21 protein-coding genes are annotated in these 22,726 nt (G+C 63.5%); 14 read left to right on the forward strand and 7 right to left on the reverse strand.

The window, feature by feature from the left end; genetic code table 11:
• Positions 1-98 precede the first annotated feature (98 nt).
• Positions 99-1,457: an ABC transporter substrate-binding protein gene (locus ACKLNI_RS13660; protein WP_413719631.1), complete on the reverse strand. Its 1,359-nt coding sequence runs from the start codon at positions 1,455-1,457 to the stop codon at positions 99-101.
• A 254-nt stretch (positions 1,458-1,711) separates the two neighbouring features.
• Between ACKLNI_RS13660 and ACKLNI_RS13665 the strand changes: the two genes are divergently transcribed.
• From ACKLNI_RS13665 to ACKLNI_RS13730, 14 genes are all read left to right on the forward strand, one after another.
• Positions 1,712-2,761 (forward strand): LacI family DNA-binding transcriptional regulator, encoded by a 1,050-nt coding sequence (locus ACKLNI_RS13665; protein ID WP_413719632.1) that lies wholly within the window; start codon positions 1,712-1,714, stop codon positions 2,759-2,761.
• A gap of 3 nt (positions 2,762-2,764) precedes the next feature.
• On the forward strand, positions 2,765-4,072 hold the full coding sequence (locus tag ACKLNI_RS13670; RefSeq protein ID WP_413719633.1) for a GH1 family beta-glucosidase: 1,308 nt from the start codon (positions 2,765-2,767) through the stop codon (positions 4,070-4,072).
• A gap of 19 nt (positions 4,073-4,091) precedes the next feature.
• Complete coding sequence (locus ACKLNI_RS13675; RefSeq protein ID WP_413719634.1) at positions 4,092-5,057, forward strand: glucokinase; 966 nt, start codon at positions 4,092-4,094, stop codon at positions 5,055-5,057.
• A 121-nt stretch (positions 5,058-5,178) separates the two neighbouring features.
• A complete protein-coding gene (locus ACKLNI_RS13680) occupies positions 5,179-5,457 on the forward strand; it encodes an STAS domain-containing protein (protein ID WP_413719635.1) in 279 nt (92 codons plus the stop codon).
• Positions 5,454-5,819 (forward strand): response regulator, encoded by a 366-nt coding sequence (locus tag ACKLNI_RS13685; RefSeq protein ID WP_413719636.1) that lies wholly within the window; start codon positions 5,454-5,456, stop codon positions 5,817-5,819. Before ACKLNI_RS13680 ends, ACKLNI_RS13685 begins: the two co-directional genes overlap by 4 nt.
• Before the next feature lie 10 nt (positions 5,820-5,829).
• Positions 5,830-8,022 carry a chemotaxis protein CheA gene (locus ACKLNI_RS13690; protein WP_413719637.1) on the forward strand — a complete coding sequence of 731 codons (2,193 nt, stop codon included), beginning with the start codon at positions 5,830-5,832 and terminating at the stop codon, positions 8,020-8,022.
• 1 nt (position 8,023) lies between these two features.
• Positions 8,024-8,512 (forward strand): chemotaxis protein CheW, encoded by a 489-nt coding sequence (locus ACKLNI_RS13695; protein ID WP_413719638.1) that lies wholly within the window; start codon positions 8,024-8,026, stop codon positions 8,510-8,512.
• Positions 8,509-9,378, forward strand: coding sequence for a CheR family methyltransferase (locus ACKLNI_RS13700; protein WP_413719639.1), 870 nt, complete (start codon positions 8,509-8,511; stop codon positions 9,376-9,378). Before ACKLNI_RS13695 ends, ACKLNI_RS13700 begins: the two co-directional genes overlap by 4 nt.
• A 46-nt stretch (positions 9,379-9,424) precedes the next feature.
• Positions 9,425-9,811, forward strand: a complete 387-nt coding sequence (locus tag ACKLNI_RS13705) for a response regulator (RefSeq protein ID WP_413719640.1) — start codon at positions 9,425-9,427, stop codon at positions 9,809-9,811.
• Positions 9,808-10,200, forward strand: a complete 393-nt coding sequence (locus tag ACKLNI_RS13710) for a hypothetical protein (protein ID WP_413719641.1) — start codon at positions 9,808-9,810, stop codon at positions 10,198-10,200. The genes ACKLNI_RS13705 and ACKLNI_RS13710 overlap by 4 nt, the downstream gene beginning before the upstream one ends.
• A gap of 155 nt (positions 10,201-10,355) precedes the next feature.
• Positions 10,356-11,189, forward strand: coding sequence for an FAD binding domain-containing protein (locus ACKLNI_RS13715; protein ID WP_413719642.1), 834 nt, complete (start codon positions 10,356-10,358; stop codon positions 11,187-11,189).
• Entirely contained in the window at positions 11,182-13,929 is a 2,748-nt protein-coding gene (locus tag ACKLNI_RS13720; RefSeq protein ID WP_413719643.1) for a molybdopterin-dependent oxidoreductase, read from the forward strand. Before ACKLNI_RS13715 ends, ACKLNI_RS13720 begins: the two co-directional genes overlap by 8 nt.
• Positions 13,922-15,394 (forward strand): 6-hydroxynicotinate reductase, encoded by a 1,473-nt coding sequence (locus ACKLNI_RS13725; protein ID WP_413719644.1) that lies wholly within the window; start codon positions 13,922-13,924, stop codon positions 15,392-15,394. Before ACKLNI_RS13720 ends, ACKLNI_RS13725 begins: the two co-directional genes overlap by 8 nt.
• Positions 15,394-16,251, forward strand: coding sequence for a UPF0280 family protein (locus ACKLNI_RS13730; protein WP_413719645.1), 858 nt, complete (start codon positions 15,394-15,396; stop codon positions 16,249-16,251). Before ACKLNI_RS13725 ends, ACKLNI_RS13730 begins: the two co-directional genes overlap by 1 nt.
• Before the next feature lie 102 nt (positions 16,252-16,353).
• Here ACKLNI_RS13730 and ACKLNI_RS13735 read toward each other — a convergent pair whose 3' ends face one another.
• The 6 genes from ACKLNI_RS13735 to ACKLNI_RS13760 all read right to left on the reverse strand — a co-directional run bounded on the left by ACKLNI_RS13735 (position 16,354) and on the right by ACKLNI_RS13760 (position 22,725).
• Positions 16,354-17,184, reverse strand: a complete 831-nt coding sequence (locus ACKLNI_RS13735; protein ID WP_413719646.1) for a TolB family protein — start codon at positions 17,182-17,184, stop codon at positions 16,354-16,356.
• Positions 17,181-18,785 carry a glycoside hydrolase family 43 protein gene (locus tag ACKLNI_RS13740; RefSeq protein WP_413719647.1) on the reverse strand — a complete coding sequence of 535 codons (1,605 nt, stop codon included), beginning with the start codon at positions 18,783-18,785 and terminating at the stop codon, positions 17,181-17,183. The genes ACKLNI_RS13735 and ACKLNI_RS13740 overlap by 4 nt, the downstream gene beginning before the upstream one ends.
• On the reverse strand, positions 18,782-19,906 hold the full coding sequence (locus ACKLNI_RS13745; protein WP_413719648.1) for a Gfo/Idh/MocA family protein: 1,125 nt from the start codon (positions 19,904-19,906) through the stop codon (positions 18,782-18,784). Before ACKLNI_RS13745 ends, ACKLNI_RS13740 begins: the two co-directional genes overlap by 4 nt.
• Before the next feature lie 13 nt (positions 19,907-19,919).
• A complete protein-coding gene (locus tag ACKLNI_RS13750; protein ID WP_413719649.1) occupies positions 19,920-20,672 on the reverse strand; it encodes a sugar phosphate isomerase/epimerase family protein in 753 nt (250 codons plus the stop codon).
• Positions 20,673-20,746: 74 nt separating this feature from the next.
• Complete coding sequence (locus ACKLNI_RS13755; protein WP_413719650.1) at positions 20,747-21,832, reverse strand: ABC transporter ATP-binding protein; 1,086 nt, start codon at positions 21,830-21,832, stop codon at positions 20,747-20,749.
• A 5-nt stretch (positions 21,833-21,837) separates the two neighbouring features.
• A complete protein-coding gene (locus ACKLNI_RS13760; protein WP_413719711.1) occupies positions 21,838-22,725 on the reverse strand; it encodes a carbohydrate ABC transporter permease in 888 nt (295 codons plus the stop codon).
• Between the last annotated feature and the right edge of the window lies 1 nt (position 22,726).

The raw sequence follows: 22,726 nt of genomic DNA on the forward strand, positions 1-22,726 counted from the left end.
GTTCCCCTCCCTTCAACCGATAGCCTGAAATCTTTTTTGTTCTTTCGTGGAGAGGCCCCGCCTGAGCGGGACCTCTCGAATGCCTGACGGGAAACCGTTTACTTCAGGGCGTCCCAGCTTGACTGGATCTCATCGGCCACGGTCTTGGCATCCTTGCCGCCCGTGTAGTCGACCATACCGGTCCAGAACGTGCCGGCACCGACACCGCCCGGCATCAGGTCGGACCCGTCGAAGCGGAAGGTCGTCGCGTTCACCAGAATGTCGGCCTGACCGCGCAGCGCGTCGTTCAGGTAGGTTTCCGGGTTCACGCTTTTCAGCGGCGTCAGGAAGCCCGACTGCGAGCCGAAGACCTCGTGCGCCAGCGGCAGCTTCAGGAAGTCGAAGAACGCGTTGGTGGCGTCCGACGGATCGGTGATCGCCATCAGCGTGCCACCGCCAAGAACCGGGCTGCCGAGGTCCTTCTCGGCGAAGGCCGGGAAGTAGAAGAAGTCGACATCCTCACCAAACTCGATGCCTTCCGGGAAGAACGCCGGAACGAACGAGGCCTGGCGGTGCATGTAGCACTGCGGCGGCGACGCGAAGAGACCCTTCGGGCTGTCACGGAAGTCGGTCGTGGCCACAGCACCGGCACCGCCGGACACATAGGCGTCGTTCCGCGCGAACCAGCCGAACTCCTCGATGGCAGCGACAACGCGCTCGTCGTTGAACGGCATCTCGTTGGAGGTCCACTGGTCGTAGACGTCAGCAGGCTGGGTGCGCAGCATCAGATCCTCGACCCAGTCGGTCGCAGGCCAGCCGGTCGCCGCACCCGAACCCAGACCGATGCACCACGGCACTTCGCCGTCGGCGGCGATCTGCTCGGTCAGCGCCTTCAGGTCTTCCATGGTCTCGGGGACCTCATAGCCGGCATCCTCGAAGTTCTCGGGAACGTACCAGACCAGCGACTTCACGTTGACGTTGTAGAAGAAGCCATAAAGCTGGTCGTTGCCGTCCTTGTCGGCATAGGTGCCGAGGTCCACCCAGGACGGACCCGCGCCGTAGTTCTCGGCGGTCCACTCCCCCATGCCCTCAGGCAGCGGGTACAAAAGGCCACGGGCAGCCATGTCCGCGGCCAGACCCGGCTGCGGGAAGACCGCCACGTTCGGGGCGGCACCGGCTTCGGCGTCGATCACGATCTGCTGCTCGAACGAGTCCGAGCCAGTGTAAATGATTTCCGCGCCCGTAGCGTCGGCGAAATAGGCGATGACAGAGCGGAAGACGTCGTCTTCCGGCTGCAGCCACGGACCGGCGATCGTGACGGTCTGACCGCTGAGATCAGGCGCCGTTTCCGCCCAGGCGTTGTAGCTGTCCCAGCTGAACGGGCCTTCGCCCGGTGCATACTGAAGATGCCCGCCCGCCAGCGCGCCCGTCGCCGACATGGCAGCCACAGCCACGCCCGCATACAAACTCTTTTTCATAAGGTAACCTCCCAGTTTGGGCCATCGACCCATTTCCTCTCCACAAACCGGCCTCAGGATTTTCAAAGCGGTTTGGATAGCGGCATCTTTCGCCTAAATAGGCAGCCCTGTCAATCATGGTTTTCGAAATCCATATATAAAAGGAAAATGCCGCACCTGCAGCGCCGCGACGCGGAAATTCTCGCCTTTGACATGCGCGAATGATTCCGTATTCTGCGCAATAATTCAAAACGCTTTGGCAATCGTAACCGACAATGAACCTCAAGGAACTTTCTCAGACACTCGGCCTCTCTCCGACGACCGTCAGCCGGGCGCTCAACGGGTATCCCGAGGTCAGCGAGCGCACCCGCAGACGCGTGATGGAAGCGGCGGCCCGGTATAACTACGCTCCCAACAGCGGTGCGCGCCGACTGGCGACCGGACGCTCCATGGCCATCGGTCACGTCCTGCCCCTCTCGACCCAACACGAACTGGTGAACCCGATTTTCGCCGACTTCATCGCCGGCGCGGGCGAGGTCTACGCCAGGTCGGGCTATGACCTCATGTTGTCGGTGGTCAACGACCGCGATGAAGAGGAATTCTACCGTGACCTCAGCACACGGGGCACTGTCGACGGCCTCGTGGTGCACGGGCCGCGCGTTGCCGATCCGCGTATCGCGATGCTGACCGAACTCGGTATCCCCTTCGTCGTCCACGGACGCTCCAGCGAGGTGGCGACAGACTATTCCTGGATCGACATCAACAATCGGCGGGCCTTCTTCCGGGCAACCAACTTCCTTCTCGACCTTGGCCACCGATCGATCGCGCTGGTCAACGGCCTGGCCGATATGGATTTCGCCCGCCGCCGCCTGCTCGGGTACCAATCCGCGTTGTGCGAGCGTGGAATTCCGCTGAACCCGGCGCTTGTTGCAAATGACGAGATGACAGAAAACTACGGATACGAGACGGCTCACAGGCTGCTCGCGTCTTCTGATGCCCCCACCGCGTTCCTGGTCTCGTCGATCATCGCCGCGATCGGGGTCCGCCGGGCCATCTACGACGCCGGCCTCGTCATGGGGCACGACATCTCTGTCGTCATCCATGACGATGACCTCAGCTATTTTCGCAATATCGGAGACGTACCGATTTTCACGGGCGTGCGGTCGTCGGTGCGGCAGGCAGGACAGCAGCTTGCGGATGTGCTGATCAATGCGATACGCAACCCCGGACAGCCGCCGCAGCACGTGCTGCTGGAGGCCGAATTAACGGTCGGTCAGTCGACCGGCCCTGCCCCGGCGATGCGCCGGGTTCTCGAACAAGGATAAACCATGAAAACCAAGCGTTCCGACTTCCCCGAGGACTTTCTCTTCGGGGTTGCAACGTCGAGCTACCAGATCGAGGGTCACGCTTTCGGCGGCGCCGGCCGCACGCACTGGGACGATTTCGCCGCGACACCGGGCAATGTCGTGCGGGCCGAAAATGGCGCGCGCGCCTGCGACCATTTCCACCGGATGGACGAGGATCTGGACCTGATCGCCGGCCTTGGTGCGGACGTGTACCGCTTCTCCACAAGCTGGGCCCGCGTTCTGCCCGAGGGTCGTGGCGCGGTGAACCAGGAAGGACTGGATTTCTACGACCGCCTTGTCGACGGCCTCCTGGCACGCGGCATCAAGCCCGCCGCAACCCTCTACCACTGGGAACTGCCCTCGCCGCTTGCCGACGCAGGCGGCTGGCGCAACCGCGATATCGCCGGCTGGTTCGCAGATTTTACCGAGGTCCTGATGACGCGCATCGGTGACCGCATCTGGTCGGCGGCCCCGATCAACGAGCCCTGGTGTGTCGCCTGGCTCTCGCATTTCATGGGCCTGCACGCACCGGGCGTCCGCGACATCCGTGCGGCCGCCCGCGCCATGCACCACGTCCTGCTGGCCCACGGCACCTGCATCCAGACGATGCGGGGACTTGGCATGAAGAACCTCGGCGCAGTCTGCAACTTCGAGTGGGCCAACCCGGCAAGCGACAGCGAAGCCGACCGCGCCGCGACGGCCCGCTACGACGCCTATTACAACCGTTTCTACCTGTCGGGCATCTTCAAGGGCGAGTATCCCGCCGAAGTTCTCGCGGGGCTCGAACAACATTTCCCCACGAACTGGCAGGACGACCTGCCCACCATCACCACGCCGGTCGACTGGTGCGGCCTCAACTACTACACGCGCAAGAACATCGCCGCGACCGATGCGCCATGGCCATCCCTCGAGGAGGTCGAGGGCCCGCTTCCCAAGACCGCGATGGAGTGGGAAATATACCCCGAAGGGATCGGAAATTTCCTGCGCCGCACCGCCGACGACTATAGCGGCGACCTGCCGCTTTTCGTGACCGAAAACGGGATGGCCAGCCATTCGGGGACCGAGGATCAGGACCGCATCGACTATCTCGACGCCCATCTCGATCAGGTCAAGGCGGCGATCTCCGACGGCGTTCCCGTGGCCGGGTACTACATCTGGTCGCTCCTCGATAACTACGAATGGTCCCTTGGCTATGACAAACGCTTCGGTCTCGTTCACATCGATTTCGACAGCTTGCAGCGCGCACCCAAAGCATCCTATCACGCGCTGAGCGCGGCCCTGACCCGCTGATCCTGACGGAGTTCCGACAATGCCGAAACACGCCCCCGACACGCTCTCGCTCGTGGCCGACGTCGGCGGAACCAACACCCGCGTCGCCTTGGCCGACGGGCCGGTTCTTCTGCCCGAAACGGTGCGCAAATACCGGAATGCGGACTATGCGGGTCTCGAGACCGTGCTCAGAACCTATGTTCAGGACGAGGATGGCGTCGATTGTACCGCTGCCGCCGTGGCCGTGGCCGGCCCGGTCCGCGACGGACGCGGCGAATTGACGAATCTCGACTGGTACATCGACCGTGACACCGTCGCGCGCGCCACGGGAGCCGAGCGCATCTCTGTCCTGAACGATCTCCAGGCCCAGGGCTTCGCCGCCGGCATGACGGCTCCCGAGAACCTGCGCACGGTCATCGAAGGCCCCGAGGCCGATCCCAGGGCGACCCGGCTGGTGATCGGCGTCGGCACCGGTTTCAATATCGCCCCGGTCTTCGAAACGCCTGGCGGAAGGCTGGTGCCCCCATCCGAGGCCGGGCACGCCAACATCCCCTTGCGCACGGACGAGGAACTGCGTCTCTTGCGCTTCGTCGAAACCACGCACGGTTTTCCGGGCGTCGAGGACGTGCTGTCCGGACGCGGCCTTGAACACGTCTACGCATGGCGCCGTGCCGAGGCCGGCGATCCGGCCGAGAAACGCGCTGCCGACATCATGGCCGATTGCGAAAGTGGCGCCGATCCGGCGGCGGTCGAGGCCGTGCAATGGTTCGTTCGCATCCTCGGAACCGTCGCGGGCAACCTGTCGCTGATCCATCTGCCCTTCGGCGGCGTCTACCTGATCGGCGGCGTCGCCCGCGCGGTCACGCCCTATTTCGAGCATTTCGGCTTCGCTGAAGCGTTCCGCGACAAGGGCCGCTTTTCCGGATTCATGAAGAATTTCGGGGTTTTCGTGATCGAAGATGATTTCGCCGCCCTGAACGGTCTGGCCAGCCATCTGGCCGAGTGACGCGAACGTTTTTTCCGCATCCCGCGTAACCACGTCTTAACGTCCACCGGTCTAGGAAGGCCGGGTCGCCGGATTCGCAAAACGGTCCGGGCGACGACGGTCTGTGGCGAGAGGTGCGTGAATGGTCAGACGTATCATCCTGAAAGAAAGACTCGATTCCGTTGCGGCCGATCCGTTGCGGGCGCAACTCGCCGAGGCCGAGGGCCACGCCATCGCCCTCGACGCCTCGGGTGTCGAGTTCCTGGGCGGCCTGTGCCTCGAACTGATGCTATGCGCCCGCCAGGTATGGGACGCTTCCGGCACGACGCTCTCGATCGTATCGCCGTCCGACGCATTCAACGAAAATCTCGCCCGCTTCGGACTGACGGCGGACACCATCACCGCGGGAGAACCGGCATGACGATCAACGTACTGGCGGTGGATGACAGCCGCACCATGCGCGACATGATCACGTTGGCGCTCAAGGACGAAGGCTTCGACGTGACGACCGCGGACGATGGCGTTCATGGGCTCGAGGTTCTCGAAGGTTTGCAGCCCGACGTGATCATCACGGATATCAACATGCCCAGAATGGACGGCTTCGGCTTCATCGACGCCGTGCGGGGCCGCGATGAATCGCGCCTGACGCCGATCCTCGTCCTGACCACCGAAAGCTCCGACGAACTCAAGATCCGGGCCCGGAACGCCGGCGCAACGGGATGGATCGTCAAGCCCTTCGCTCAGGACAAGCTGATCCGCGCCTTGCGCACGGTCGCAGGCTAGGAGACGCGGAATGTCCGATCCGATGCAGGAAATCATGGCCTCGTTCTTCGTTGAATGCGAAGAATTGCTCGAGGCCCTTGTCGACGCCCTTCAGACGATGTCTGACGGCGATGTCGACGCCGAGACAATCAACGTCGCGTTCCGCGCAGTCCATTCCATCAAGGGCGGCGCGGGCGCCTTCGGCCTAGAAGACCTCGTAGGTTTCGCGCATCAGTTCGAGACGGTCATGGATTTGTGCCGCAGCGGGTCACTGACCGCCGACGCCCGCCTTCTCGATCTGTTCTTCCGCTGCTCCGACATGCTGTCCGACCTCGTCCGTGCGTCACGTGACCACGCGCCGATCGACACCGCCAACCGCGACGCGATGCTGGCAGAACTTACCGGTTACTCCGGCGATGATGCCGGCGGCAACGCGCCTGCCGCCGAAATCGACTTCGCGCCCATGACCATCGATCTCGGTGATCTTGATGGCCCGGACCTGTCCCTGGACGATCTTCCGCCCCTTCCCGGCGGCACCGATCTGCAAGCGGAAACAGATGAAGATCCGGCACTGGACGGCGAAGCGAAGCAACTGCTCCACGTGACGTTCCGTGCCTCGCCCGAGCTGTACGACAGCGGCAACGACCCCCGCAGCCTGCTGAAATCCCTGGCGTCACTCGCCCCCTGCTCCGTCAGCGTAGACTGCGATCCCACTCCCAGTCTCCCCGATGTCTCCACTCTGGGCAGCCGTCTGTCCTGGACCATAGTCATTTCCGGACCCGTTGCGCCAAACGCCGTCAGGGAAGTGTTCGAATTCGTCGAAGACGTCTGCACACTTCGTATTCAGGCAGCCGGCCCCGGAGCCGCGCATTCCCCGGCGGCCAAGGCCAAGGCTTCCCCTCCCGAAGTCACTGCCGCTCCCGAAACCTCGGTGGGCGAGGCCGAAGCACATGATCCGGCGCCTGGCGTCTCGAGCGGAGATCCTCAGGCCTCGTCCACTTCCAAGGCTTCCGCCAAACCTTCCGCCACCGTGCGCGTCGACATCGAGCGCATCGACCGTCTGGTCAATCTCGTTGGCGAACTGGTGATCAACCAGGCGATGCTGTCGCAGTCGATCACCGCCGAAAACATCCCCGCCAACTCCTCCGTTCTTGTCGGACTGGAGGAATTTCTCCAGCTCACCCGCGATATCCAGGAAAGCGTGATGATGATCCGGGCGCAGCCCGTCAAATCGCTCTTCCAGCGCATGTCGCGGATCACGCGAGAGGCTTCGGCGGCCATCGGAAAGCCCGTCAAACTCGTCACCGAGGGAGAAGCGACGGAGATCGACAAAACGGCGATCGAGCGCCTTGCTGACCCTTTGACCCACATGATCCGCAACGCGGTGGATCACCGCCTTGAGGCCCCAGAGGTGCGCAGGGCCGCAGGCAAGCCCGAGCAGGGCGAAATCCGGCTGTGCGCCTATCACCGATCCGGCCGCGTTCTGATCGAGGTCGGCGACAACGGCGGCGGCATAAATCGCGAAAAAGTTCGCACAATCGCGATCACCAAGGGCCTGATCCCCGAAGACGCCGTTCTTTCCGATGCGGAAATCGACCAGCTTTTGTTCCTCCCGGGTTTTTCCACCGCCGACAAGGTCTCCAACCTGTCTGGACGCGGCGTCGGCATGGATGTCGTGAAGACTCAGATCGCGGCGCTGGGGGGCCGGGTCGCAATCGAGTCGATTCCCGGCCAGGGAACGACATTCTCGATTTCGCTCCCGCTCACCCTGGCCGTTCTGGACGGCATGGTAATCTCGGTTGCCGGCGAAACACTGGTAGTTCCGCTTGGCTCCATCGTCGAGACCCTGTCGCTGACACCGGGCGACCTCAGCCCCGTCGCACCCGGCCAGTACGTCGTCCGCGTGCGCGACCGCTTCGTCCCGGTTCTCGATCTCGGAACCGAACTGGGTTACCGCCCTCCGCGCCGCGCGGACGAAAGCGGTATCGCGCTTCTGATCTCACCCGAAGAAGGCCGACTTGTGGCGCTTCTGGTCGACACAATCGACGACCAGCGGCAGGTCGTGATCAAGGGACTTCAGGAAAGCTACGGGCATGTGCCCGGCGTGGCGGCGGCAACGATACTCGGCGACGGGCAGATCGCACTGATCCTCGATCCCACAGACCTCGTCCAGAATGCCAGCCTCCAGGACGACAGCACGGCCACAGGCAGAAAGGCGTCTTAGGATGACGGAACCTCTCAGACTCGACCTCTCGCAAACCGCGAATGCAGCTCCCGGAGAAACGGAGTACCTGAGCTTCGGCCTCGGTGAGAACGAATACTCGGTCGACATCATGTCGGTTCGGGAAATCCGGGGATGGACACGCACCACATCGCTTCCCCATTCACCGGACTACGTGCGTGGCGTCATCAACCTGCGCGGCGCCGTTCTGCCGGTAATTGACCTGGCGGTCCGCCTCGGGCTTCCGGCGACCGATCCGGAAGACCGCAACGTGATCATCGTGGTCGATGTCGAGTCGCGCACCATGGGTCTGAGGGTTGATGCCGTCTCCGACATCCTCACGCTTTCGCAGGAACAGCTGCATCCGCCGCCAGATCTCGCGACCAGCCAGGGCGCACGTTTTGTAAAGGCGCTGACAATCCTGGATGATCGAATGGTCCGTATCCTGGATCTTGCGCAAGTGCTGCCTTCGAACAGCGAGATCTCTTTGTGACCGAAAGGCTCGATCCCATGGTCGGCGACAACCTAGAATTGGCCGGAAGCGCATTGTCCGATCACGATTTTCGGCTGATAACGCGCATCGCTCTTGATGAAGCCGGTCTGGCGATCCCCCAAACGAAGAAGGCGCTTGTCCAGTCCCGGCTGTCCCGCCGCCTTCGCGCGCTCGGGATCGGCGAATTCGCTGAATATATTGCCCTGGTTTCGCTGCCCGAGAACCGCGAGGAACGGCGCGAACTGGTCTCTGTACTGACGACGAATGTCTCGAGTTTCTTTCGAGAGCGTCACCATTTCGATCATTTTTCGCAAACCGTCTGGCCGCGCATCGCGGCAAAGCTGGGAAATCGCACGGCACCCGCCCGCATCTGGTCGGCCGGATGTTCGAGCGGACAGGAACCGTATTCCATAGCTATGGAATGCCTTCGCGCAATGCCCGACGCCGCAAGCCGCGACCTTCTGATCCTGGCATCCGACATCGACCCGGTCATCCTGCAACGCGCCGCCGAGGGGCGATACACTCAAGCCGAAGTTTCGGGCATACCGGAGAGAGACCTCAGAACCCATTTCACCCCGGCACCGGACAAGACGTCTTACTCCGCGAACGACACGCTCAGGCGCCTTGTCCGCTTCCGGGAACTGAACCTTCACTCCGCATGGCCGATGCGCGGGCAATTCGAGGCGATTTTCTGCAGAAACGTCCTGATCTATTTCGATGAAGACCACCAACGCCGGCTCTGGCCGCGCTTTCATGACGCCCTCGTACCCGGCGGCTTTCTGTTTCTCGGCCACTCGGAACGAATTCATCCGCTGGAAGGCTCGGGTTTCACCAGCGCCGGCGTCACCATCTACCGCAAGTCATGAGGCCTGGGCCTGTGGCTCGGCTTCCCAAGGCAAGGAAATGCAATAAATGTCGCTACGCGAGAAACTGAGGGTGATGGTCGTCGACGACATGGCAACCAGCCGCGGATTAATCACCCAAGCGCTTGATTCCATCGGTATCGCGAATGTTGCGACGGCATCGGACGGGAAAGCGGCGATCGCGGCCATCGCCCGGGCACCGGTCCACCTTGTCATCTCGGATTACAACATGCCCGAAATGGATGGGCTTCATCTTCTGCACTATCTCCGCAATTCGCCACAGACCCAGAAAGTCGGTTTCCTGCTGATCACGGGCCGCGCCGATCCGGCAATCATAAACAAGGGCAAGCAACTGGGAATGAACAATTATATCGCTAAGCCATTCCAGCCGGCGGACCTGAAATCGGCAATCGAGTCGATCGTGGGCCGCCTGTGACGCGTGAGGTCCTTCCCCAGGCGGGCGCTACAGCCGCGCACCAGCCCGCGACAACCCTGGCCGAGGTTCTCGAGGCCGTTGGGAACCTGATGAAGGAGTGCCATGCGGAATCACTGTCCCTGCAGGACGCGCTATCGATCTCCCTGCCGATGGAAGACTTGGATCTTTCCCGGCTGGACACCTACCAGCAGCTTGATCGGATGACGCAGGTCAACGAGGACCTCTCGCGGCTTCTGCCCGCGCTTGCCCTTGCGTTGAAAGAAGGTGTCACGGACATCGACCATCTCGCGAACACGCTCAGGCTGGTATCTTTGCGAGAAAGGCTGTTCACGAGCCATCAGCCCGTTGCCGTAAATGCTGCCAGTTCCGGAGACGTGAGTTTCTTCTGACCCGGATCAGGGTGGCACTCGGCGGCTTTCGTTCCAATCGCCCTGCGGTCGCACCGAAAATCGCCGGTCCGACCGGGGCGATGAACGGGGATCCGCATTGACACCCGCACCGATGCTGCCGCTAACTTGTGCCGGAAAGGGCAACCCGGCGGACCATGGAGTACTTCAATCCCAGAACACTGAACGAGGCGCTTGGCCTGTTGGGCGGCAAGCGAGCCACCATCCTGGCCGGGGGAACCGATGTTTATCCCTCGCTCGCAGGCCGCGACCTGCCAGCTTGCGTGATCGATATCTCGGCGATCGGCGAACTTCGGGGAATCGCCAAGACAGACACGGGCCTGAGAATAGGGGCGCTCACACGCTGGAGCGATATCCGGAAGGCCGATATGCCACCGGCTTTCGACGGGCTGCGCCGTGCGGCAGGACAGGTGGGAGGCATTCAGATCCAGAACGCCGGTACGATCGCCGGAAATCTGTGCAACGCCTCTCCTGCGGCCGACGGCGTGCCGCCACTCCTGACCCTTGAAGCCGAGGTCGAACTCACCTCGCATCACGGCCAGAGGCGACTTCCCTTGCCCGACTTCCTCGAAGGCCCCCGCACCACGGCCCGCGCCGCCGACGAGGTTCTGACCGCCATTCACATCCCTGCCCCGCCATCCGCAGCCCGCGGCGCGTTCGAAAAGCTTGGCGCGCGCAGTTACCTCGTCATCTCCATCGCCATGGTCGCCGCGCTCGTCACGCGCGACGCCGCCGGGCGCATCGCAGAGGCCCGCATCGCCGTCGGCGCGTGCTCACCCGTTGCAAAACGGCTGGCCGCGCTGGAAGCAAGTCTCGTCGGGCAAGACCCCGAAGCGCCCGAAATCGACCCGCGCACCCTGGCGCCCCTCGCGCCCATCGACGACCCGCGGGGCACCGCCTCATATCGTCAGAATGCCGTGGCCGAACTCTGTCGCCGTGCAATCCGGACCTCCGGGGGCGACAATGGATAAGCGAGCCGGAGAAAGCACCATCCAGATCGGGTTGAACGGGCAGACGGTCACGCTTGATGTTCCGCCCGGCATGCGGCTTTCCGAAGTTCTCCGGCAACGCGCCGGGGCCCGCGACGTCAAGATCGGCTGCGACGCAGGCGACTGCGGCGCCTGCACCGTTCTTCTCGATGGCGCCCCCGTCTGCGCCTGCCTCACACCGGCAGCGCAGGCCAACGGACGGCAGGTTGAAACCGCGACGGGCCTCACCGCCAGTGATCCCGTCGGCATCCGGCTTGCCGCCGCGTTCCACGACCACGGCGCGGCGCAATGCGGCATCTGTATTCCGGGTATGATCGTTTCGGCCAGCGCGCTGCTGCGCGAAAACTCCAGCCCCGACGAGCCCGCGATCCGGGATGCCTTGGGTGGTGTGCTCTGCCGATGCACGGGATATCGCAAGATCATCGATGCGGTGGCGTCCGCTGCCAGGGACGAGGCCATCCGGCCGGCGGCCGGGACCGGGCTGGGAATGCCGCTGCGCCGCCTTGATGGCGGCCCGAAAGTGACCGGCGCCGAGGTGTTCGGCGACGATGTCGCTGGCCCGCAGACACTGGATATCCGCGTTCTCCGTTCGCCGCATCCCCGGGCGCGTTTCGTACTCGGGGATCTCGACGCGTTCCGCCAGGCCCACCCCGGCGTCGTGGCGGTACTGACATCGGCGGATGTGCCCGGCCGCAATGCCTTCGGCACGATCCCGGGCTTCATCGACCAACCCGTCTTCGCCGACGGTGAAGCACGCTTCCGGGGTGAGGCGGTGGCCGCACTGGTCGGCCCCAGAGATATGCTGACCGACGCCATCCTCCACGCCTTCCCGGTCGAGTGGACCCCGCTTGAGCCCGCGCTCGATATCGACACCGCCCTGTCCGACGCCGCCGCGCAACTCCATGCAGAGCGCGCAGGTAACGTGATGTGCCGGGGTTTCGTCGCCTGCGGTGATGCCGAAGCCGCGCTCTCCGCCGCCGACGTCACGGTCGAAGGGCGCTATCGCACGGCCTATGTCGAGCACGCCTATATCGAACCCGAGGCCGGCTATGCCCGCCCCGACGGCGACCGGATCGAGATACAGGCCTGCACGCAAGCCCCTGTCATGGATCAGGAAACCGTCGCAGATGTCCTTGGCTGGCCCAAGGACCGCGTGCGCATCGTCCCCACGGCCGCCGGTGGCGGCTTTGGCTCCAAGCTCGACGTCTCGGTCCAGCCGATCCTGGCCATCGCGGCTCTGAAAACCGGCCAGCCCGTTCGCATCACCTATTCGCGGCGCGAGTCGATGCAGTCGACCACCAAGAGACATCCCGCCGACATGCGGGTCCGGATCGGAGCCACGAAGGACGGCAGGCTCTCGGGCATGGCCTTCGACGGCCGCTTCAACACCGGCGCCTATTCCAGCTGGGGCCCCACCGTCGCTACCCGCGTTCCGGTCCACGCCTCCGGACCCTACCGTTTCGCCGACTACCGCGCCGAGGCCACCGGCGTCTTCACCAACGGCCCTGTCTCCGGCGCCTTTCGCGGCTTCGGCGTGCCGCAGGCCGCCATCGCACAGGAATGCCTGTTCGACGAACTGGCCGCGAAACTCGCCATCGACCCGCTGGAATTCCGCACCGCGAACGCACTCGAAAACGGCGTGAAAACCGTCTGCGGACAAACCTTCAGACAGGGCGTCGGCATCAAGGCCTGCTTTGAAAGCCTCCGCCCCGCCTGGGAGCGCGAACGCGCGAAAGCGGCCCTCGTCAACGCCCAGGGTGGCAGGGTCCGGCGCGGCGTCGGTGTCGCCGCTGGCTGGTACGGCTGCGGCAACACCTCGATCTCGAACCCCTCCACCATCCGCGCCGGCGTCCGCCCTGACGGCACCCTCGTCCTGCACCAGGGCGCGGTCGACATCGGCCAGGGTGCGAACACCGTCATCACTCAGGTCTTCGCCGAAGCGCTCGGTGTCCCGACCGACGCGATCACCCTGACCGGCGCCGATACCGACATCACGCCCGACGCGGGCAAAACCTCCGCCTCGCGCCAGACCTTCGTGACGGGCAACGCCGCCCGCCTGGCCGGAGAGGCTCTCCGCCGCCAGATCCTCCAGCGCGTCAATGCCGAGGAAGACGCCACCATCGCCTTCGGAAACGGCCGGATCACCGTCACCGGCAAGACAGAGACCCACGGCATCGCGCTCGCACAGCTTCCCGGCGACGACGGCTATGTCTTCGAGGCCATCGAGACTTACGATCCCCCCACCGCGCCCCTCGACGCCAACGGCCAGGGCGCGCCCTATGCGCAATACGGCTACGCCGCGCATGTCGCGGTGGTCGAGGTCGACACCACGCTCGGCACAACCCGCGTCGTGGCCTACATCGCCGCCCATGACGTCGGCCGCGCCATCAACCCCCTGATGATCGAAGGTCAGGTCCAGGGCGGGATCGCGCAAGGCCTCGGCATGGCGCTGATGGAGGAATATCTCCCCGGCCGCACCGAGAACCTGCACGACTACCTGATCCCGACGATCGGTGACATTCCCCCGATCGAGACGATCATCGTCGAGGAACCGGACGAGCATGGGCCCTACGGTGCCAAGGGTCTTGGCGAACACGTGCTGATCCCCACCACCCCTGCTATCCTGAACGCCATCGCCCACGCCACCGGCGTCCGCATCACCCAGACGCCCGCCACGCCGTCGCGCGTCCTCGCCGCCATCAAGGCCCTGAAAAATGGCTGAAAAACGCACAAGGCCCGAAGACAAGATCCGCTGCGACGCCTGCCCCGTCCTCTGCTACATCGCCGATGGCCGCGCAGGGGCCTGCGACCGCTACGCCAACCACGGCGGCGAACTGGTCCGCCTTGATCCCCTGACCGTGCTCGAAACCACCGACCAGAAACTTGTCCCCTTCCTTGGAGACGACGCCACCGACTGGGACGGCGACATCGTCCATGCCGGGCAGCCCTTCATCACCGCCGTTGGCGCCGGCACCACCTACCCCGATTACAAGCCCGCTCCGTTCATCGTCAGCCAGCAGATCGACGGCGTCGACATGATCACCGTCGTGACCGAGGGGATCTTCTCCTACTGCGGCGTGAAGGTGAAAATCGACACCGACCGCCACATCGGAGACGAACGCGACATCGTCCGCGTCCTGGGCGAGCCCATCGGCCACGTAATGACCTCGGAATACGGCTCCAAGATGCTCTCCCTCGGCGGGGTCGAGCACCTGACCGGCGGTACAAAGTCCGAAGGCCGCGTCACCTGCGACGCGCTTCTCAAGCTCTGCAACCGCGAGGCGGTCGAGATGCAGATCGGCGAGCATGGCACCACGGTCACCATCCAGGCTGGTCAGGCCCCGATCATCAACGGCGAGCAAGAACGCCTGATGCGCGTCGGCTGCGGGTCGGCCTCGATCGGGATGTTCGCGCGTCAATGGCTCGGCCATGCCGACGAGGTCGTCGTCGTCGACGACCACATCACCGGCATCCTGTCCGAGCATCAGGCCGGGAAACTTCTCGACATCCCGCCCACCGGTATCCGCATCCACGGGCGCCGCTCAACGCCGGGACGTTATTTCCAGGTCGCACAGCCCGGCAACGGCTGGGGCGGCACGGATATCGTGGACCCGCTGACCATCCTCAAGCCCTTCGATCCCAAGGTCGCCTGGCCGGGCCTCAAGCTCTTCATGATCTCCACCACGGGCGAGCAATACGGATACTACGAACTGGACGAAAACCTCCTGCCCCAACCCGCGCCGATCCCGCCCGCGCTCAAGGCCTCCGCCGAGCGCGTGGCCGAGAACTGCGAACCCTCCGTCGCCTCCGTCCTCTTCATGGGCGGTGCAGGCGGCAGCCTGCGCGCCGGCGTCACCGAAAACCCGGTCGGCCTCACGAAATCCGTCCGCGCCGCCCTGACCCACGTCACCGTTGGCGGGGCCGAGGCCTATGTCTGGCCCGGCGGCGGCATCACCATCATGGCCGACGTGATGGAGACACCGCAAAACGCCTTCGGCTACGTCCCCACGCCCGCCCTTGTCGCGCCGATCGAATTCACCATGCGGCGCGAGGATTACGCGGCCCTCGGCGGACACATGGAAGACATCGTCGAGGCCGACAAGGTCGTCACAGACCGCGCCCGCCGCGTCACGGGCAAGGACGATCCCCGCGCACCCTCGCATTTCTCCTGGGGACGAAAAACCTGATGCAACCGCCTCGGGAGAAACGGCTTTCCGGCAACCGCCTGCACCTCTCCCACGGACCAATCGACCTGATAATTTCCGCCGAAGGCGACCGTGAGGCAGCCTTTTCCGCCGCGACGGATCGCTTCCAGACGATCCTGACCGAACTCGTGGCAGAACTCCCGCGCCTGCGGCAACCGCTCGGCGCCACTCCCTTCAGCGGGCCCACAGCCCGCCGCATGGCAAGCGCCATCCGCCCGCACACCGATGTCTTCGTCACCCCAATGGCCGCCGTAGCCGGTTCCGTCGCCGACGAGATCCTTGCCGCGATGACCGGCGCCGCCACCCTAACGCGCGCCGCCGTCAACAACGGTGGCGATATCGCGCTTCACCTCGCTTCCGGCCAGAACTTCACGCTCGCCATGGCCTCCGCCGATGCCCACGACCTCGGACGGATCGACATCCGCGCCGAAGACGACATCCACGGCATCGCCACCTCGGGCCGCCACGGGCGCAGTCACTCGCTCGGCATCGCCGACAGCGTGACAGTGCTTGCCTCAACCGCCGCTGCCGCCGACGCCGCGGCGACGCTCATCGCGAACGCGGTCGACCTGCCCGGACATCCGGGCATAACGCGCGCGCCCGCGAATAGCCTCTCCCCCGACAGCGATCTCGGCGACCGCCTCGTGACGATCGAGGTGGCCAACCTGACGCCATCGGACATCTCCGCGGCCCTCGACGCGGGCGAAGCCGCGGCGCGGAAGATGCATGCGGCCTCTCTGATCCGGGGAGCCGCGCTGTTCCTCGCTGGCCAAAACCGAATTCTGGGCGAAACACTCACTCGGAGCGCCGACGAGATGCCATACGTTTTGCCGACGTAACGCAGACGCTCCGCCGACATATGATTTTCAATTCAGTACAAAAGGTTACGGTGCGATTCTACGACGCCAAGGCGCACACCCGCACTCAGCAAAAACGCCCGATTAACCATTGGGGCGCGCATAGCGGACGAATGCGAACTTGTCTCCCGAAGGCGCCCAGCATGGCACGTTGATCGTCCCTTGCCCGCCAAACAACTCCACCAGCGTCCGGACTGATCCATCGGCTTCATCCAAAAGCCGCAAGGACACCTCGAGGCCTCTCGGATGCCCCTCGGTCCCTGCCGGATAAGCGAGGTACAGAACCGCGCCACCCTTCGGAGACGGATGCGGGAACCAGTTGACCCGCTCATCGTCCGTCATCCGTTCCGGTGGTCCACCCGTGGCCGGCACACGCCAGAGATCGACCTGCCCATTCACTTCACCATTAAACCACAACCATTTGCCATCACTTGAATAATCCGGTCCATCGCAGTGGTCGAATGCGTCCGTCAATTGCCGTTCCGGCCCACCACCGACAGGACAGGTGTAGACCTGGAAACCGGCCTGCCTCCGCCCGACATAGGCCAGCGTTTTCCCGTCCGGCGACCACCCGTGCCAATAGGACGGCCCCGTCTCCGTCACGAGCTGCGGCGTCCCGCCCTCCGCGGAAAGCGTATAGACCCGGCTCTCTCCGAACTCTGTCTTGTCGGAAATCACCAGGGTACGGCCATCCGGCGAAATGCCGTGGTCGTTGTTCAGACGGTTCAACTCTCCTGTCGGAATTTCGACCATGTCCGGCCGATTCAGGGGCACCCGGTACAGCCGCCCATCGGCATTGACGATCAGGTCTGCGCCATCCGGCGTCCAGTTCGGCGCCTCGACCAGCCGGTCGCTGGCCAGCACGACGGTCACCTCTCTAGAAGCCAAGCCATAGACACATATTTCGCTTTTCATTCAGCACCTTGCGGTGAATATGTGAAGTTTGAAAACCGCGCTTCCCGCGCCATGCCCGAGGTGTCATAAGCCACCATTCCGACGAAGGCACCGGTAAACGACGCGTGTTCGCCCCGACCACCCTCGTCCGAGATGACCGCGGCATTCAGCTCCGGCCCAACGGGCCGCCAGTCCATCTCGCCCTGCGCCCAGTAGAACCGCTGAACCGCGTGATCCACTTCGACCGCAAGGCGCACCGGCCCGTAGTCAAGCTCCACCGGCAGCTGCAGCGGATGTTCCAGCGCGCAGTCCGGCCAGTTGCCCGGGCAGGACTGGATCGACAGTGTCCGCCCCACCCCCAGCTCATGGGACACCAGAAGGGCATGGTACTTGTGCCGGTTATAATAGGTCGTCAGCCCTGCCGCCTCCTGATATGAGGCCGGCGCAAAATCCACCGTCGTCTCGGCCCGATAGTGGAAATGCTGCTGCCGACGGGCCACCAGCGCCTGCTCGAACCAGCTTCCAAGGCTCTCACGCCCGATCAGCACCAAAGTGCCATCCTCGATCCGGAAGATTCGCCCGCTCTCGGGTGTCCGAAGCCACTGAAAATCGTGGGGCAGCCCCTCGTCAAAGCGGTAGTGCGACGCCCCGACTGCAGGTATCGCCGCATCGCTTCGCACATCCAGCGGTGCAAGGAGCCCGCCGTCCTCCAGCCACAGCCAGTCGTCCTGCCAGACAACCCGCGCAATCCCGGTTTCGCGGCCGAGGGGACAGAACCGGCCCTTGCCATCCTTGCCCGCAATCGGCCGGCCCATCAGGTAGGTGTGCCAGTGCGATCCATCCGGTCCCTCGACATATTGGCCGTGACCGGTCCGCTGGACAGGATGCTGCGAAGCTCCCGCCGCGCTCATCACGAACTTCTGCGGATGAACCTCGTAAGGCCCTGTAATTTCTCGCGATCTGGCGAGCGTGACCGCATGGTCGTACCCAGTACCGCCCTCTGCGGTGGTCAGGTAATAGAAGTCGCCTCTCCGAAACAGGTGTGGTGCCTCGGTCAACCCGCGCTCTGTGCCGTCGAAGATGTTGATCGCCTCTCCAAGCAAACCCTTCTCGGGCGACCACTCCTGCAACAGGATACCGTCGAAACTCGCATGCTTCGGGTTGCCGCCTGTCCCCTCGCCGCGATGGTTCCACCGCATGTTGACGAACCACTTGCGCCCATCGTCGTCGTGGAAAAGCGACGGATCGAACCCGCTTGAATTTACATACCAGGGATCGCACCACGTGCCGTCGATCGTCTCGCAGGCCGTTATATAGTTGTGCGTGTCCTTGTAGGCCCCATCCAACCGCTTAACATCCGTGTAGACCAGCCAGAACCGGTCTCCGTCATGGGACAAGCACGGTGCCCAGATCCCGCACGAGTCGGGATTCCCGCGCATATCCAGCAACTTGGCTCGGTTCAGCGGCGCCGCCACGAAGCGCCAGTTCGCCATGTCTTCCGAGGCGTATATCCGGACACCCGGGTACCACTCGAACGTGGACGTTGCGATATAGAAGGTCTCCCCGACCCGGCAGATCGACGGATCGGGGTGAAAACCCGGCAGGATCGGGTTGCGGATCATGCGCTGACCAGAAGTCCCCTAGCAGCGGCCGGATCCAGCGCCGCGGGACGCTCGCAGGTTGTCGTCATCTCCACGAAGGAACCGGTTTCGCCCGACTTGAGGATTCCAGTCATTACCTCGACGGCATGCAGAGCCAGCTCCATAGAGCAACGGTGCGCCCGCCCCTCGCCGATGGCCTGCGCCATGTCGGCAAGCCCGGCAGTGCGATAATTCGCTCGCGTATCCTGATTGGCAACACCGAACGGATGATCCCATGGCGTTACTGTTTCGGCCTCGGCATTGGCCCGCTTCAGGATCAGATCGCCCCCGAAGAAGTTCGGATCGGGCACGTCCAGCGAGGCCTCGGTTCCATAAAGCTCCATCGGCTTGTGGCCATGACCCCAGACGTCCCAGCTTGTGCACATGGTGATCACGGCGCCATTAGCGAAATGCAGCAACCCGTGGATCGTCGTCGGCGTCTTCACCGGAATGGTCTCGCCCTTCCGAGGCTCGGACAGGATGGTCCGGGTCTCGCTGGGCGTCACTGTCACCGCCGCCACTCGGGAAACGGGACCAAGCAACTGGACAAGGTTCGTCACATAATACGGACCGATATCCAGTACCGGCCCCGCACCCGGGAGGAAAAAGAAGTCGGGGTTGGGGTGCCAGTGCTCCATGCCGTGGCTCATCACGAAGGCGGTGCCGCTTGTCACGCGGCCGACCGTGCCATCATCGACCAGCGCACGCGCCTGCTGATGCGCGCCGCCAAGGAACGTGTCCGGTGCCGAACCGATGCGAAGGCCCTTGGGTCCGGCAAGCCGCTTCAATTCCGCACCTTCCTCAAGCGACAGCACGAAAGGCTTTTCGGAATAGACGTGCTTGCCCGCCTCCAGCACCCTGGCAGAAACCTCGAAATGCGCGGCGGGAATGGTCAGGTTGACGACGATGTCCACGTCGTCCGCCGCCAGCAAGCCGTCCACCGTTTCGGCGCGCACGCCGAACTCCGCAGCCCGCGCCTTTGCCGCGTCAATGTTGATATCCGCGACCGCGCGAACCTCGATGTCCCGGAACATGGGAGCAAGGCGCAGGTATGCCGCCGATATGTTTCCACAACCGATGATGCCGACACCATGTTTGGTCATGTTCACCAACTCCTCAGAGCGAATTCAGAAAGGTGATCGAGCGGTTGGCAAAGCGCGCATCGTCACTGGGATTGTCGTGCTCCAGAACGAACAGCTGGCAATCCGCCCGCTTTAGCGCCGCCATCAGTCCGGCCCAGTCCATCGTGCCATGGCCCACGTCCGCCCAGCCGTCCTCGTCGGCGCACTCGCCCTCGGCGGCGATATCCTTCACATGAGCAGCCACCAGCCTGTCCGCGTATTTCTCGATCCAGACCAGCGGGTCCTGGCCACCGCGCACGACCCAAGCCACGTCGAGTTCTAGGTCCAGTTCCGGCCCGCCCTCGAGGATAAGGTCCAGAGGATGCGCACCGCCTGTCCGCGAGAACTCGAAATCGTGATTGTGCCAGCCGAACGCCAGGCCCGCATCCTTGAGCGGCTTGCCAGCTTCCTCCAGACGCGCGCCGAACGCACGCCAGCCCGCATCGTCGGTTGGCCGCTGATCCGCGGCCAGGTGCGGCACGAAAACGTGGCTCATGCCCAGAGTGCGTGCAACCTCGATCACGCGCGCGGGATCTGTCTCGACCATGTCCAGCCCGACATGCCCACTGGGCATCGCCAGACCATTGTCGCCCAAAGCCGCTTTCAGGCCTTCAAGGTTGTCGAGCGACGCATAAAGCGCCCCATAGCCTTCGACCTGGCGATATCCCAGATGGGCCACCATCTTGAGGGTCTTTTCCAGCGGGGGAAAGTTGCGGGAGCTGTAAAGCTGATACGAAAGCGTTGTCACTTGTCTCGTCCTTTGGGCCGGTCGACGGCAAATCCGCGACCGGGGTTTTGAGGTCTTTGAACGTGCGGGTATCCTCAGATACGGCGCTCGTCCTTTGCATCGAACAGCGAGGCCGGCCCTGATGATATACCGATCGGCAACATGTCTCCGGCGCGAACATGCGACTGTCCGCTGATCCGCAGCCAGAAACGTTCGCCACCCAACCGGGTCATGACCAGCGTGTCAGAGCCTAGAGGGTCCACGACCTCGGCCTTCGCTTCGAATTGGGTGGCGCTTTGTGCGGCCTCACTGCCGAACACAACGTGTTCGGGCCTGATGCCAAACCAGGCGTCGCCCTCGATCTTGCGGGTGAACTCGTAGTCAGAGAGTGCAACCCTTATGTCGCCAGCCACGAAGCTGTCGCCCTCGATCCGCCCCTTCATCAGGTTCATGGCCGGAGACCCGATGAAATCGGCAACGTACAGGTTCGCGGGCCGGCTGTAGATCTCGGCGGGCGACGCCAGCTGCTGAATGATACCGTCTTTCATGATCGCGATCCGGTCCGCCAGCGTCATCGCCTCGACCTGATCGTGCGTCACGTAGATCATCGTGTTCTGAAGCCGGTCGTGCAGCTGCTTCAGCTCCACCCGCAAATCGGCACGCAGTTTCGCGTCGAGGTTCGACAACGGCTCGTCGAACAGGAACACGTCCACATCCCGCACCAGCGCCCGCCCGATCGCGACCCGCTGACGCTGGCCGCCCGACAAGGCAGAAGGCTTCCGGTTCAGAAGCGGTTCGATCTGAAGGATCTCGGCAGCGCGCGCCACCCGCTCCTTGATCTCCGGCTTTGGCACCTTGGCGTTCTTCAGCCCGAACGACATGTTCCCTTCGACGGTCATCTGCGGATAGAGCGCATAGGACTGGAACACCATGCCGATACCCCGTTCAGAAGGCTCGGCCCAGGTGACGTTCTTTCCCTTGATCCAGATCTGCCCGCCCGAGACATCCAGAAGCCCGGCGATGCAGTTCAGAAGCGTGGACTTTCCGCAACCCGAAGAGCCGAGCAGCACCAGGAACTCGCCCTCGTGGATGTCGAGATTCAGGTTCTTCAGAACCTTCACTGCTCCGAAACTCAGGTCCAGGCTCTTGATTTCGACGGATTTCGCCTTGGTTGTCTCCATAGGTCTTATCCTTTCACGGCGCCGGCAGCGATACCGCGCACGAACAGGCGGCCCGACACGAAGTAGATGATCAGGGGAACAAGGCCGGTCAGGATCGTGGCCGCCATGTTGACGTTGTATTCCTTCACGCCCTGCACCGAGTTGACGATGTTGTTCAGCTGAACCGTCATCGGGTAGAGGTCAGGCTTGGTATAGACCACGCCGAACAGGAAGTCGTTCCAGATGCCGGTAACCTGCAGGATCATCGCGACAACGAAGATCGGCAGTGACATCGGCAACATGATCCGGAAGTAGATACCCCAGAACCGCGCGCCATCGACGCGGGCGGCCTTGAAAAGCTCCTCGGGAAGCGAGGTGAAGTAGTTCCGGAAAAGAAGCGTCAGGATCGGCATCCCGAAGATCGAATGCACGATAACCAGCCCCCAGAGAGTTCCATAAAGCCCGATTTCGCGCAGCAGGATCACGATTGGATAGAGCATCACCTGGTAAGGGATGAAAGCCCCGAAAATGAGGATGGTGAAGAACAGGTCGGCGCCCTTGAACCTCCAGTTGGCAAGCGCATAGCCATTCACGCTGGCGATCGCGATCGACACGATCACCGAAGGCACTGTGATCCGCACCGAGTTCCAGAACCCCCGGCTCAGACCGTCGCAGTTCAGTCCCGTGCAGGCCTCGGCCCACGCTTTGACCCAGGGCTCGAAGGTGATTTCGACGGGCGGAGAAAAGATGTTCCCCATCCGGATCTCGGGCATCCCCTTCAGCGACGTCACGATCATCACGTAGAGAGGCAGCATGTAATACAGCGCGACAACGGTCAGTGTGCCGTAAAGGAAGATATTCCGGCGCGACATGACCCGGCGGGGTTTCGGCCCGTGAGGGCCTTCGAATTGCATG

It is taken from the genome of Silicimonas lutimaris, from assembly GCF_047314965.1.
In the GTDB taxonomy this organism is placed as follows: Bacteria; Pseudomonadota; Alphaproteobacteria; order Rhodobacterales; family Rhodobacteraceae; genus JAVJUV01.

Coding starts and splice junctions, on each gene's coding strand:
- ACKLNI_RS13660 (WP_413719631.1), bottom strand. CDS start 1,457: ATGAAAAAGAGTTTGTATGCGGGCGTGGCTGTGGCTGCCATGTCGGCG.
- ACKLNI_RS13665 (WP_413719632.1), top strand. CDS start 1,712: ATGAACCTCAAGGAACTTTCTCAGACACTCGGCCTCTCTCCGACGACC.
- ACKLNI_RS13670 (WP_413719633.1), top strand. CDS start 2,765: ATGAAAACCAAGCGTTCCGACTTCCCCGAGGACTTTCTCTTCGGGGTT.
- ACKLNI_RS13675 (WP_413719634.1), top strand. CDS start 4,092: ATGCCGAAACACGCCCCCGACACGCTCTCGCTCGTGGCCGACGTCGGC.
- ACKLNI_RS13680 (WP_413719635.1), top strand. CDS start 5,179: ATGGTCAGACGTATCATCCTGAAAGAAAGACTCGATTCCGTTGCGGCC.
- ACKLNI_RS13685 (WP_413719636.1), top strand. CDS start 5,454: ATGACGATCAACGTACTGGCGGTGGATGACAGCCGCACCATGCGCGAC.
- ACKLNI_RS13690 (WP_413719637.1), top strand. CDS start 5,830: ATGTCCGATCCGATGCAGGAAATCATGGCCTCGTTCTTCGTTGAATGC.
- ACKLNI_RS13695 (WP_413719638.1), top strand. CDS start 8,024: ATGACGGAACCTCTCAGACTCGACCTCTCGCAAACCGCGAATGCAGCT.
- ACKLNI_RS13705 (WP_413719640.1), top strand. CDS start 9,425: ATGTCGCTACGCGAGAAACTGAGGGTGATGGTCGTCGACGACATGGCA.
- ACKLNI_RS13715 (WP_413719642.1), top strand. CDS start 10,356: ATGGAGTACTTCAATCCCAGAACACTGAACGAGGCGCTTGGCCTGTTG.
- ACKLNI_RS13720 (WP_413719643.1), top strand. CDS start 11,182: ATGGATAAGCGAGCCGGAGAAAGCACCATCCAGATCGGGTTGAACGGG.
- ACKLNI_RS13725 (WP_413719644.1), top strand. CDS start 13,922: ATGGCTGAAAAACGCACAAGGCCCGAAGACAAGATCCGCTGCGACGCC.
- ACKLNI_RS13730 (WP_413719645.1), top strand. CDS start 15,394: ATGCAACCGCCTCGGGAGAAACGGCTTTCCGGCAACCGCCTGCACCTC.
- ACKLNI_RS13735 (WP_413719646.1), bottom strand. CDS start 17,184: ATGAAAAGCGAAATATGTGTCTATGGCTTGGCTTCTAGAGAGGTGACC.
- ACKLNI_RS13740 (WP_413719647.1), bottom strand. CDS start 18,785: ATGATCCGCAACCCGATCCTGCCGGGTTTTCACCCCGATCCGTCGATC.
- ACKLNI_RS13745 (WP_413719648.1), bottom strand. CDS start 19,906: ATGACCAAACATGGTGTCGGCATCATCGGTTGTGGAAACATATCGGCG.
- ACKLNI_RS13755 (WP_413719650.1), bottom strand. CDS start 21,832: ATGGAGACAACCAAGGCGAAATCCGTCGAAATCAAGAGCCTGGACCTG.
- ACKLNI_RS13760 (WP_413719711.1), bottom strand. CDS start 22,725: ATGCAATTCGAAGGCCCTCACGGGCCGAAACCCCGCCGGGTCATGTCG.